At 72.8% G+C, this 11494-nt stretch carries 13 protein-coding genes; 4 read left to right on the forward strand and 9 right to left on the reverse strand.

What is annotated here, in order from left to right:
- The 5 genes from AKI01S_RS46190 to hutH all read right to left on the reverse strand — a co-directional run.
- A partial coding sequence (locus AKI01S_RS46190; RefSeq protein WP_157420636.1) for an MFS transporter occupies positions 1-603 on the reverse strand: 603 nt, incomplete at its 3' end.
- Positions 604-672: 69 nt separating this feature from the next.
- Positions 673-2037 (reverse strand): formimidoylglutamate deiminase, encoded by a 1365-nt coding sequence (locus AKI01S_RS46195; protein ID WP_067832774.1) that lies wholly within the window; start codon positions 2035-2037, stop codon positions 673-675.
- Between the two features lie 9 nt (positions 2038-2046).
- The gene (locus tag AKI01S_RS46200; RefSeq protein WP_218010076.1) at positions 2047-3243 is read right to left on the reverse strand and encodes an allantoate amidohydrolase; all 1197 of its coding nucleotides are present in this window, start codon (positions 3241-3243) and stop codon (positions 2047-2049) included.
- Between the two features lie 77 nt (positions 3244-3320).
- Positions 3321-4976, reverse strand: a complete 1656-nt coding sequence (gene hutU / locus AKI01S_RS46205) for a urocanate hydratase (RefSeq protein ID WP_067832776.1) — start codon at positions 4974-4976, stop codon at positions 3321-3323.
- A gap of 28 nt (positions 4977-5004) precedes the next feature.
- A complete protein-coding gene (hutH, locus tag AKI01S_RS46210) occupies positions 5005-6549 on the reverse strand; it encodes a histidine ammonia-lyase (protein ID WP_067832778.1) in 1545 nt (514 codons plus the stop codon).
- A 92-nt stretch (positions 6550-6641) separates the two neighbouring features.
- On the opposite strand from hutH, the gene AKI01S_RS46215 reads away from it, so the two are divergent.
- Together AKI01S_RS46215 and AKI01S_RS46220 are read left to right on the forward strand one after the other, a co-directional pair.
- Complete coding sequence (locus AKI01S_RS46215) at positions 6642-7439, forward strand: IclR family transcriptional regulator (RefSeq protein WP_067832781.1); 798 nt, start codon at positions 6642-6644, stop codon at positions 7437-7439.
- Positions 7440-7457: 18 nt separating this feature from the next.
- Entirely contained in the window at positions 7458-7904 is a 447-nt protein-coding gene (locus AKI01S_RS46220; RefSeq protein ID WP_067832783.1) for a PH domain-containing protein, read from the forward strand.
- Positions 7905-7907: 3 nt separating this feature from the next.
- On the opposite strand, the gene AKI01S_RS46225 is transcribed toward AKI01S_RS46220, so the two are convergent.
- Positions 7908-8258, reverse strand: coding sequence for a hypothetical protein (locus tag AKI01S_RS46225; protein WP_067832785.1), 351 nt, complete (start codon positions 8256-8258; stop codon positions 7908-7910).
- A gap of 132 nt (positions 8259-8390) precedes the next feature.
- Here AKI01S_RS46225 and bla point away from each other — a divergent pair, with 132 nt between their 5' ends.
- On the forward strand, positions 8391-9341 hold the full coding sequence (gene bla / locus AKI01S_RS46230) for a class A beta-lactamase (RefSeq protein WP_067832787.1): 951 nt from the start codon (positions 8391-8393) through the stop codon (positions 9339-9341).
- Positions 9342-9397: 56 nt separating this feature from the next.
- Here the strand turns inward: bla and AKI01S_RS46235 are convergent, their stop codons facing one another.
- From AKI01S_RS46235 to AKI01S_RS46245, 3 genes are all read right to left on the reverse strand, one after another.
- Positions 9398-9724, reverse strand: a complete 327-nt coding sequence (locus tag AKI01S_RS46235; protein ID WP_067832796.1) for a hypothetical protein — start codon at positions 9722-9724, stop codon at positions 9398-9400.
- 235 nt (positions 9725-9959) lie between these two features.
- Positions 9960-10154 carry a DUF397 domain-containing protein gene (locus AKI01S_RS46240; RefSeq protein ID WP_067832790.1) on the reverse strand — a complete coding sequence of 65 codons (195 nt, stop codon included), beginning with the start codon at positions 10152-10154 and terminating at the stop codon, positions 9960-9962.
- Entirely contained in the window at positions 10145-10921 is a 777-nt protein-coding gene (locus AKI01S_RS46245) for a helix-turn-helix domain-containing protein (protein WP_067832793.1), read from the reverse strand. Before AKI01S_RS46245 ends, AKI01S_RS46240 begins: the two co-directional genes overlap by 10 nt.
- A 213-nt stretch (positions 10922-11134) precedes the next feature.
- Between AKI01S_RS46245 and AKI01S_RS46250 the strand changes: the two genes are divergently transcribed.
- The coding region (locus tag AKI01S_RS46250; RefSeq protein ID WP_084000913.1) for an ATP-binding protein at positions 11135-11494 on the forward strand (360 nt) is incomplete at its 3' end.

Below are 11494 nucleotides of genomic sequence, written 5' to 3' on the forward strand. Positions count from 1 at the left end.
CCCGCCGGGCGGGTCGCGCAGCACGATCCCGGCGAGCGGCAGCACGGCCAGCGCCGCGACCGCGACGGCCCCGACCCCGGCGCGCCACTGCGTCCGCTCCACCACCCCGGCGACCAGCGGCAGGAACCCGAACTGCCCGACCACCCCGGCCGCCGTCAGCACGCCCATGGCCAGGCCGCGCCGCCGCTCCACCCACCGGTGCGCGACGACGGCGGCGAACGTCCCGCCCAGCGCGCCCGTGCCGAGCCCGGCCAGCACGCCCCAGCACAGGACGTACTGCCAGGCCGCCGTCATGAACGCGCTCAGCCCCGCGCCCGCCGCGAGCCCGGCCAGCGCGGCCGTCGCGACCCGGCGCGGCCCGAACCGCTCGGTCAGCGCGGCGGCGAACGGCGCGACGAGCCCGTTGAGGGCCATGTTCGCCCACATGGCGGCCCCGGCGGTGCCGTGCGACCAGCCGAACTCGTGGTGCAGCGGCCCGACCAGCAGCCCCGGCACGGTGCTGAACACCCCGGCCGCCACGATCACCGCCGCCGCGACGGCCACCACGGCCCCGACCGGCCGGGTCCCTTTCCCGGTCGTGCTCCGAACGTCGGTCTCGATCATGAAACCGAGCCTGCGTCACCACCGCCCCGGCCACGAGACGCGTCCGGGCCGAGAACCGCGCACTTCGGGTCAGGCCGGGGGCGTCTCCTCCTCGGAGGTCACGGCCTCGATCGCGTCCCGCAGCGCGCCCGGAACGTCGGCGACCAGCAGGTGCCGTCCGTCGCGCACCACCTCGCGGCCCGACACCACCACGTGGCGCACGTCGGCGTTGGTCGCGGCGAACACCGCCGCCTCGGCCGCGTACCCGGGGGCGGCCCCGGCGGTGCGGACCGTGTCCATCGCCACCGTCACCAGATCCGCGTACGCGCCCGGCTCCAGCCGTCCCGCCTCGGGCCAGCCCAGGCTGTGGTGGCCGTTCCAGGTGGCGGCGGCCAGCAGCGCGCCGGCCGTCCAGTGGCCCCGCCGCCGCGTGCGGAGGCGTTCGTCCAGCTCGACGGCGCGGGCCTCCTCGAACAGGTCGATCACCGCGTGCTGGTCCGAGCCCAGGCACACCGGGGACCCGGCGTCGCACAGCGCGCGGGCCGGGCCGATGCCGTCGGCCAGGTCCCGTTCGGTGGTCGGGCACATGCAGACACCCGTCATCGTCGCGCCCAGCAGCCCGATGTCGGCCTCGCCGAGGTGGGTGGCGTGCACGGCGGTCGTGAGCGCCCCCAGCGCCCCGCACTCGGCCAGCAGCCGGGTCGGGGACATGCCGTAGCGCGCCTCGCACGCCTCGTTCTCGGCGGGCTGCTCCGACAGGTGGACGTGCAGTGGGGCCTGGCGCTCCTTGGCCCAGGAGGCGACCGCGCTCATCTGCTCGCGCGGCACCGCCCGCACCGAGTGGATCGCCGCGCCGATCCGGGCGTGCAGCCGCCCGGCCTTGTCGCTCTGCTCGCGCAGGCTGTCCACGCGCCGCGCCCAGTTCCCGGCGGTGCCGTCGCCGAACCGCAGCTGCGGGCCCTCCAGCGGCGTGCCGATGCCGCCCATCAGGTAGCAGGTGTCCAGCAGCGTGATCCGGACGCCCGCGTCGGCGGCGGCGGCGATCAGCGCCTCGCCCATCGCGTTCGGGTCGTCGTAGGGCTCGCCGCCCGGCCGGTGGTGCAGGTAGTGGAACTCCCCCACGCAGGAGATCCCGGCCAGCGCCATCTCCGCGTACACGGCGGTGGCCAGCGCCCGGTAGGAGTCGGGATCGAGACGGTCGGCGACCCGGTACATGGTCTCGCGCCAGGTCCAGAACGTGCCGCTGCCCGCCTGGACCCGGCCGCGCAGGGCGCGGTGGAAGGCGTGCGAGTGGGCGTTCGCCAGGCCCGGCAGGGTGAGGCCGGGCAGGCGCTGGGCGTCCGGGGGGGCCGGGACGCCGGGGGTGATGGTGGTGAAACGCTCGCCGTCGGCCTCGATGAGCACATCGGCGGCCACTCCGTCTCCGAGCCAGGCGAGCTCGGCGTGCCAACGCATATCAGTCCCCTACCCGCGCGCCAGGTCTTTGAGTACCGCCGCGAGGGCCCGGACTCCCGCGAGGCAGTCGTCGCGTTCGGCGGACTCGGCCGGGGCGTGCGACACGCCCGTCGGGTTCCGCACGAACAGCATCGCCGTCGGCACCCGCGCCGACAGGATCCCCGCGTCGTGCCCGGCCCCGGTCGGCAGCACCGGGGCGCCGCCCAGCAGCGCGGCGATCCGGTCCCGCAGCGCGGTGTTGAAGTCGACGATCTCGGTGTAGGACTCCTCGGCCAGCGTGACAGCCACCCGGTGGTCGGCCCCGGCCCGCAGCGCCGCCTCGTGCACGTCCCGCACGGTCGCCCGCACCGCCGCGTCGTCGGGCCCCCGGCTGTCCAGCCAGGCGGTGACCAGCGACGGGATGGCGTTCACGCCGCCCGGCACGAGGTGGACCTTGCCGACGGTCGCGACGCTGTCATGCCGCTCGGCGGCCTCCCGCGCCGCCAGGACGGCGTGCGCGAACGGCAGCATCGGGTCGCGCCGGTCCCGCAGCAGCGTGGTCCCGGCGTGGTTGCCCTCCCCGGCGAAGTCCAGCCGCCACCGCCCGTGCGGGATGATCGCACCGGCGACGCCGACCGGGACCTCCAGCGCCCGCCCCTGCTCCACGTGCAGCTCGACGTAGCAGCCGATCCGCCCGAGCAGGTCCTCGTCGGGGCCGATCCGATCGGGGTCCAGGTCGTGCGCGGCGACGACCTCGGCGAACGCGCGCCCGTCCCCGTCGGTCAGCGATCGCGCCCGCGCCGGGTCGATCGCCCCGGCCAGCAGCCGCGACCCCAGGCACGCCACGCCGAACCGGGCGCCCTCCTCCTCGGCGAACGCCGCGATCCCGACCGGCCGTCCCGGCGCGAACCCCTCGGCCCGCAGCGCGTCCACGGCCGCGAACGCCGACACGACGCCCAGCGGCCCGTCGAACGCGCCGCCGCCCGGCACCGAGTCCAGATGGCTGCCGGTCAGCACCGCGTCGCCGCGTTCCCCGCTCTCGGGCAGCCACCAGGCGAACAGGTTGCCGTTGGCGTCGCGCTCGACCTCCAGGTCCCGGGCGCGGGCCTCGTCGAGGAACCAGGCGCGGCACTCCAGCTCCGGCCCCGTCCACGAGAACCGGTCGTAGCCGCCGTCGGGGCGCCGCCCGACCGGCTCCAGCGCGGCCCACATCTCCTCGAAACTCAACCGGTCTCCTCTCGTCACGGCGCGGCGTGCCGCCCCCGGCCGGGAACGGCACGCCGCGCCGCGGGCGTCGCGCGGGCTCAGGACTCCAGCATCGGGATGTTGACGCCGCGCTCGCGGGCCACGTCCCGGGCGATGTCGTAGCCCGCGTCCACGTGGCGCATGACGCCGGTGCCCGGGTCGTTGGTGAGGACGCGCTCCAGCTTCCGCGCCGACAGCTCGGTGCCGTCCACCAGGCACACCTGCCCCGCGTGGATGGAGCGGCCGATGCCGACGCCGCCGCCGTGGTGGATGGACACCCACGTCGCGCCGGAGGCGGTGTTGAGCATGGCGTTGAGCAGCGGCCAGTCGGCGATGGCGTCGGAGCCGTCGGCCATGCCCTCGGTCTCGCGGTAGGGCGAGGCGACCGACCCCGAGTCCAGGTGATCGCGGCCCAGCACCAGCGGGGCGCTGATCTCGCCGCGCGCCACCAGGTCGTTGAACACGGCCCCGGCCTTGTCGCGCTCGCCGTAGCCGAGCCAGCAGATCCGCGACGGCAGGCCCTGGAAGTGGACCTTCTCGCCCGCCATGCGGATCCAGCGGGTCAGCGGCTCGTTGTCGGGGAACAGGTCCAGGATCGCCTTGTCGGTGCGGGCGATGTCCTTGGGGTCGCCCGACAGCGCCGCCCAGCGGAACGGGCCCTTGCCCTCGCAGAACAGCGGCCGGATGTAGGCGGGCACGAAGCCGGGGAACGCGAACGCCCGGTCGTACCCGGCGAGCTGCGCCTCGCCGCGGATGGAGTTGCCGTAGTCGAACACCTCGGCCCCGGCGTCCATGAACCCGACCATGGCCTCCACGTGCCTGGCCATCGACTGGCGGGCGCGCTCGGTGAAGCCCTGCGGGTCCTTGTCGCGCTCGGCCTGCCAGTCCTCGAACGCCACGCCCGACGGCAGGTAGGCCAGCGGGTCGTGGGCGCTGGTCTGGTCGGTGACGATGTCGATGGGCGCGCCCCGGCGCAGCAGCTCGGGCACCAGGTCGGCGGCGTTGCCGAGCAGGCCGATCGACAGCGGCTCCCGCCTGGCCCTGGCCTCCTCGGCCAGCCGCAGCGCCTCGTCGAGGGAGTCGGTGCTGGTGTCGCAGTAGCGGTGCTGGACGCGGCGCTCGATGCGGGAGGGGTCGCACTCGATGCAGATCGCGACGCCGCCGTTCATGGTGACCGCGAGCGGCTGGGCGCCGCCCATGCCGCCGAGGCCGGCGGTCAGCGTGATGGTCCCGGCGAGGCTGCCGCCGAACCGCTTGGCCGCCACCGCCGCGAACGTCTCGTAGGTCCCCTGCAGGATGCCCTGCGTGCCGATGTAGATCCACGAACCGGCGGTCATCTGCCCGTACATGGTGAGGCCCTCGGCCTCCAGCCGCCGGAACTCGTCCCAGTTCGCCCACTGCGGGACCAGGTTGGAGTTGGCGATCAGCACGCGCGGCGCCCACTCGTGGGTGCGGAAGATCCCGACCGGCTTGCCGGACTGCACCAGCAGCGTCTCGTCGCCCTCCAGGTCGGTCAGGGACCGCACGATCGCGTCGTAGGAGTTCCAGTTGCGGGCCGCGCGGCCGGTGCCGCCGTAGACGACCAGCTCGTCGGGGTGCTCGGCGACCTCGGGGTCGAGGTTGTTCATGAGCATGCGCAGGGCGGCCTCCTGGCCCCAGCCCTTGGCGGTCAGCTCGGTGCCGCGCGGCGCGCGGACGGGACGAGGTCCGGACATGTCGGGTGCTCCTCGGGGTCGAGTGGGATCAGGAGAGCGGTCCGGTGACCGCTTCGGCGGCGGCGACCAGGGACCCGTCGCGGACCAGTTCGGTCGCGGCGGCGATCTCCGGCGCCAGGTAGCGGTCGGGGCCGGGGCCCGGGACGCGTTCGCGCAGCCGGGCGACGACCGCGCCGGTGGCCGGGCCGGGCCGCAGCGGCGCGCGCAGGTCCAGGGCGCGCGCGGCGGTGAGGATCTCGATGGCGACGACCTGGGCCAGGCCGTTGACGGCGTCGCGGAGCTTGCGCGCCGCGTTCCAGCCCATGGAGACGTGGTCCTCCTGCATCGCCGACGACGGGATGGAGTCGGCGGAGGCGGGGGCGGCCAGCCGCTTGAGCTCCGACACGATCGCGGCCTGCGTGTACTGGGCGATCATGTGGCCGGAGTCCACGCCCGGGTCGTCGGCCAGGAACGGCGGCAGCCCGAACGAGCGGGCCTTGTCGAGCATCCGGTCGGTGCGGCGCTCGCTCATGGACGCGACGTCGGCGACCGGGATCGCGAGGAAGTCCAGCACGTAGGCGACGGGGGCGCCGTGGAAGTTGCCGTTGGACTCCACGCGCCCGTCCGGCAGCACCACGGGGTTGTCGACGGCCGAGGCCAGCTCGCGCCCGGCCACCAGCTCGGCGTGGGCCAGGGTGTCGCGGGCGGCGCCGTTCACCTGCGGGGCGCACCGCAGCGAGTAGGCGTCCTGCACGCGGGTGCAGTCGGGCCCCCGGTGCGACTCCATGATCGACGATTCGGCGAGCAGGGCCCGCAGGTTGGCGGCGGAGGCGGCCTGGCCGGGGTGCGGCCGCAGCTCCTGGAGGTCGGCGGCGAAGACCCGGTCGGTCCCCAGCAGCGCCTCGACGGTCATGGCGGCGGCGAGGTCGGCGGCCTTGAACAGCTCCCGCAGGTCCCGGATGGCCAGCACCAGCATGCCGAGCATGCCGTCGGTGCCGTTGAGGAGGGCCAGCCCCTCCTTCTCGGCCAGGGTGACGGGCGCGAGCCTGGCCTCCGCCAGCGCCTCGGCGGTGTCGCGCAGCTCGCCCTTGGCGTCCCGGACCTTGCCCTCGCCGATCAGCGCCAGCGCGACGTGCGCCAGCGGGGCCAGGTCGCCCGAGCAGCCGAGGCTGCCGTGCTCGTGGACGATCGGGGTGATCCCGGCGTTGAGCAGGGCGGCCAGCGCCCGCGCGGTGGTGGGCTGCACGCCCGTCCGCCCGGTCGCCAGGGTGCCGAGCCGCAGCAGCATCAGGGCGCGGACGACCTCGCGCTCGACCTCGGGGCCGGATCCGGCCGCGTGCGAGCGCACGATGTTGAGCTGGAGCTTGGCGCGCAGCTCGGGCGCGATGTGCCGGGTGGCCAGCGCCCCGAAGCCGGTCGACACCCCGTAGACCGGAGTGGACCGCCCCGCCATCTCGTCGATGTGCGCCCGCGACGCCGCCATGGCCGTCAGCGCCTCGTCGGTCAGCGTGACCTGGGCCTCGTCCCGGGCGACCGCCACGACCTGGTCAAAGGTCAGCGGTTCCGGTCCGACCAGGATGTTCTTGTCCCCCATGCCGAAACTCATACCCACCATTGGACTGCCCCGAGCGGCCCCCGGCGAGGGCCCGCGGCCTCGATGTGTCTCGGATACGAGACAATGGGGCCATGAGTCAGGTACCGGCGGCCCGCCGCACCCTCGCGGTCCTCCGCCTGCTGGCGGCCTCGGCGGGCCCCCTGCCCGCCTCGACGATCGCCCGCGAGCTCGGCCTGCCCCGCTCCTCGGCCTACCACCTGCTGGCGGCGATGGCCGAGGACGGCTTCGTGTCGTACCTGCCCGAGGAGCGCCGCTGGGGGCTGGGCGTGGCGGCGTTCGAGATCGGCTCGGCCTACCTGCGCCACGGCCCGCTGGAACGCCTGGCCCGCCCGCTGCTGCGCCGCCTGGTGGACCGCACCGGCGAGATCACCCAGCTCGGGGTGCTGCACGGCGCCGAGACCCTCTACCTGCTGAAGGAGCAGCCCCGCCGGCACGCCACCCTGATCACCGACGTGGGCGTCCGCATGCCCGCCCAGCTCACCGCCAGCGGCCGCTCGATGCTGGCCCAGCTCCCGTCGGCGCAGGTGAGGGCGCTGTTCCCGGGCCCGTTCGTGGAGCGCACCGGCCAGGGCCCGCGCACCCTGCGCGACCTGCGCCGGATCCTGGCCGAGGACGCCCGCCGCGGCTGGTCGGTCGAGGACGGCCACATCACCGAGGGCTTCGCGAGCATCGCGGCGTGCTCGTTCGACCACACGGGCCACCCGACGGCCGCGATCACCGTGACGTTCCGGCGCGAGACCCGCCAGGAGGACACCTGGCCCGCCCTGGCGGCCCAGATCCGCTCCACGGCCGCGGACCTGACCACCCGCCTGGGCGGCCACGCGCCCCGCTCCCCGGACCCGGACCGGAGCACTGGCAGAATGCCGTGACCTACCGAAGGAGTATCCGTGGTCCTGCGTGTGACGCCCGGCCGTGCGGCGGAATGGCTGGTGTTCGCCGCCCTGTTCGTGCTCTGGGGCGCGTACGACTTCGCGACGGGCGGGAACGGCGCGGCGTTGGTGATCAGCGATGTGGCGCTGGTGACCGCGTTCGTCACGATGTACTTCCTGGACCGGCGGCGCGGGATCACAGTGACGGCGGAGGGGCTGAGGATCCAGGGGTACCTGCGCGCCGAGCAGGTCGAGTGGTCACGGGTGTCGCACCTGGAACCGCGCGACACCAACAGCCAGCGCCGGGTACGCCTCCATCTCACCGACGGCGCCATGCGCAACCTCCCCGCGCCGCAGGACGGCCGTGGCCCGCTCCAGCGGGACCGCGCGTTCGACGAGAAGGCCGCCCGGCTCAAGGCGAAGGTCGCCGAGCACACCGCCGGGGAGCCCCAGCCGGCCCCGTGACCGTCAGTCGTCCTGCGCCCAGGCGGCCACCGGCAGCGAGAGGTAGATCCCGAAGTCGCGCAGGCCGGTCGCCTCGCTGATGTCCTCGTGCAGCCGGTCGACGCGTTCCTGCCGGTCGGCGGCCCGGCTCTCGAACCACTTGGACCGCACCTCGATCACCACGTCCAGCCCGCTCCGGTCGAACGGCCCCAGCGGCCGGAACCGGATCTCCACGTCACCGGGCTGGAGGTCGCCGTCGTAGGGCTCCTCGGGACACTCCACGGCCACGGACACCAGATGCGGCAGCACCGACGCGAGCCGCCGGAGCTGGGGTTCGGGGACACGCGGCGCATAGGTGACATCGACGAGCGGCATGTTGATCAATTTAGCGCCGTCCGGAACCACGGCGATCACCCCTGGCACGAGGCCGTATATCCGGACTCATATCGACGAGTGATCCATATGAGTATTGGACGTCCCGCCGCCGTTTCTGATCTTCTGAGGCGCATGACACAGCACCTCCGGCTGCGACTGGGCGTCGCGGCCCTGACCACCTCCGCGCTGCTCGGAGGCGTCGCCTACGCGGCGGGCGCCGCCCCGGACGAGACGGGCGCCTCCCCCGTCGCCGCGACCAACGGCACCGACCTGACCAAGGCCCTCCAGGAGCTGGAGCAGTCCTACAACGGGCGCATCGGCGCGGTGGGCATCGACCTGGCGACCGGCAGGACCGTCGGCCACCGGGCCGACGAGCGCTTCCCGTTCAACTCGATGTTCAAGGTGTTCGCGTGCTCCGCCGTGATGGACAAGGCGCGCACCGACAGCCCCGGCCTGATGGACAGGGTCGTCCGCTGGAAGCCCGCCGACATGGCCGGGCTGACCGAGAACTCCCCGGAGACGAAGGAGTACACCGACACCGGCATGACCCCAGCGCAGCTCTGCCGCGCCGGGATCACCAAGTCCGACGGGTTCGCGGGCAACACGCTGCTGAAGCAGATCGGCGGACCGCGCGGGCTGACCGCGTTCTTCCGCGCCACCGGCGACCGCACCAGCCGCCTGGACCGCCCGGAGCCCTACCTGACCGAGTGGCAGCCCGGAGAGGAGCGCGACACCACCACCCCCGCGGCGGCCGCGCGGACGTTCACCAAACTCACCACCGGCAAGGTCCTGCACCCCCGCGACCGGGAACGGCTGCTCGGCTGGCTGAAGGCCAGCCTCGCCGGCGCCGACCGCATCCGGGCGGGCCTGCCCAAGGAGTGGACGGTCGGCAACAAGAGCGGCACCGGCGGCGCACGCAACCACGGCACCGCCAACGACATGGCGATCGCCTGGCCGCCCGGAGCGAAGGCGCCGATCATCCTGGCGGTCTTCACCAACCGCACCACCGACGACACCCCGCACGACGCCAAGGTGATCCAGTCCACCGCGACCGCCCTGGCCAAGGCCCTCGGCAAGCTCTGAGCGGGCCACGCCCGGCCGGAACGCGGCACCCCGTTCGCCGCGTTCCGACCGGACCGTCAGGCCGCCGTGGCGGCGTTCTCCAGGGTCACCCTGAACGCGGGCCCCGGCCGCCCGGGACGCCAACCGCGCCCAAGCGCCGTCCTGACACCTTCGGCGACCGTGCTCGGCAGCACCGTCGCCGAAGGCAGCCCGACCCAGTTGGCGGGATGGGCACAAGGCAGCGAGACCACCAGCAGAGCCCCGGGCTCCTCGACCCGTTCCACCACGAAGGTCAGCGGGCTCTCCCCGATGCCCTGGCTGTAGGTGGGACGATGCCGCACCTTCCAGAGGTACGCGGTCCCGTCCACGTCGATCCACCGCGTTCCCTTACGCGCTATGGCCATGCCGGTCTCCGTTCGCTCAAGGCCCAGCAGCCGCACCGCGAAGTGACACGCGTCCACGCAGACGAAGAGAGGGGGCGGGCCGGACCGTTCGGGAAGTGCACCGGGCAGGCAGTCCTCCCGGTGACGGCATGCTCAACGACACCAGACACGGCGCCGGAGCTCGTTCCCTCAGTGCATGGCACGCGACCCTAGCGCCGCCCACCCCACAGAGCCATCGATTTAACCCCGACGCCCCCTACCCGGCCCCAAGCTCCTTAATGCGCTCAGCCAACCCCCGAGCCTCCGCACGCCCAATGAGCAGCTTCGGCCCTTCGGGATCCTTCGAATCCCTCAACGCGACCACCTCAATGAAACCGGCAAGCTCAATGCACTGGTCGCCCTCTTCGCTGCTTCGACGAGCCTTACGCCACCCAACAGCCCTCAACTCCACCGCTCCTCAATCACTTTTCCCATGTGCCGCCTCGAAGACTCCGGGTCAAGCGCGCGCCCCTGCAACCTGGCGAAAACCTGAACAGCCTTACTCACCTGGGCAGCCGTCATTGTGGTCTGTCCACCGGTCGTCATCTCTGTGTAGAGGACGCTTGAGTCATCCGTCTGCGTGGCGATCGAGAACGAAGATCGCACTCCACGGTAGTAGGCGAACGGCGCGATCTGAAGGATGATGTTCTCCCGCCTCGACACCTCGATGAGATGCTCCAGTTGCCGACGCATCGTCTCCGCGCCACCGACTTGACGCAGCAGGACGCCTTCATCCAGAACGAGACAGCACATCGGTGACGGAACGCGGGTCAGAACCTCCTGCCGCCTGAGCCGCTCCGCGATGGCGGCGTCCCCGTCCAACAGCTCAGACGCATACTCCTTGGTCTGGAACAGGCCGTCGACCAGGAGAAGCGAGAACGTTCGAATCAGCGCAGCGGAAGCCTCTTTGGCCGGGAAGTCCTGGTAGTAGGCGGGGAACCCGCTCCCCAGTTCCTTCCACGCTTTGACGATCTCACCCCCCGCATCGAGGATCTCGTCCAGCCGCTGGGCGTTCTCGTAAGTGCAGCGCGCCGTCCCTTTGATGATGCGGCCGATGTAACTCGGGCTGATGGGAAACTTCGCGGCCAGCTGCGCCCGCGTCATCTTCGCGAGCACCCGGTGCTCGTTGACGATCGCGCCGAAGCGAAGGGAGTCGGACGTCGGCCGCACGTTACCCATGATCGCTCCCCTGGCGCTGACCCCGGCTGAACCATCGATGAACCCCGATGACAGAAAGTTTCCGTCATGTAGCGGTGCGCTGTCACCGTACGCCGGTCCGTGGCTCCCTTGGAAGAGCGTCACGCAATCTCCACAGCGAGTCACACCTCAAAGGCGGCTGCCATGATCTGCACACCGAGGGATCAGCCCCCTCCCGCAACGTCCGATCCCTCCATGCTGATGATCTCTTCCGCCCCAGAGGCGATCAAATGCGCACGGGACTTCGCGCGGGGATGGTTCGACGCCAAGGGATACACGAACGGGGTGCGCGACGTCGCCCTGCTGGTGGTCACCGAGCTGGTCACCAACGCCTACAAGCACGGCAGCGAGCCCGGCGAGGCGATCTCCGTTCACCTCTACTTGTCGACGGCCGGGCCGGTGACCGAGGTACGAGACCGCAGCAACGCCGAGCCACACGTCAAGCCGCTCACGCCGCACTCGTTCTCCGGCCGGGGGCTGGCCATCGTCTCCGAACTCACCACCGCGTGGGGCTTCTGCCACCTGGCATCCGGAGGCAAGGCCGTCTTCGCCGTA

The organism is Actinomadura kijaniata NBRC 14229 (assembly GCF_001552175.1).
GTDB classification, from domain to species: Bacteria; Actinomycetota; Actinomycetes; order Streptosporangiales; family Streptosporangiaceae; genus Spirillospora; species Spirillospora kijaniata.

Coding starts and splice junctions, on each gene's coding strand:
- AKI01S_RS46195 (WP_067832774.1), bottom strand. CDS start 2,037: ATGCGTTGGCACGCCGAGCTCGCCTGGCTCGGAGACGGAGTGGCCGCC.
- hutU (WP_067832776.1), bottom strand. CDS start 4,976: ATGTCCGGACCTCGTCCCGTCCGCGCGCCGCGCGGCACCGAGCTGACC.
- hutH (WP_067832778.1), bottom strand. CDS start 6,549: ATGGGGGACAAGAACATCCTGGTCGGACCGGAACCGCTGACCTTTGAC.
- AKI01S_RS46215 (WP_067832781.1), top strand. CDS start 6,642: ATGAGTCAGGTACCGGCGGCCCGCCGCACCCTCGCGGTCCTCCGCCTG.
- AKI01S_RS46225 (WP_067832785.1), bottom strand. CDS start 8,258: ATGCCGCTCGTCGATGTCACCTATGCGCCGCGTGTCCCCGAACCCCAG.
- bla (WP_067832787.1), top strand. CDS start 8,391: ATGACACAGCACCTCCGGCTGCGACTGGGCGTCGCGGCCCTGACCACC.
- AKI01S_RS46235 (WP_067832796.1), bottom strand. CDS start 9,724: ATGGCCATAGCGCGTAAGGGAACGCGGTGGATCGACGTGGACGGGACC.
- AKI01S_RS46245 (WP_067832793.1), bottom strand. CDS start 10,921: ATGGGTAACGTGCGGCCGACGTCCGACTCCCTTCGCTTCGGCGCGATC.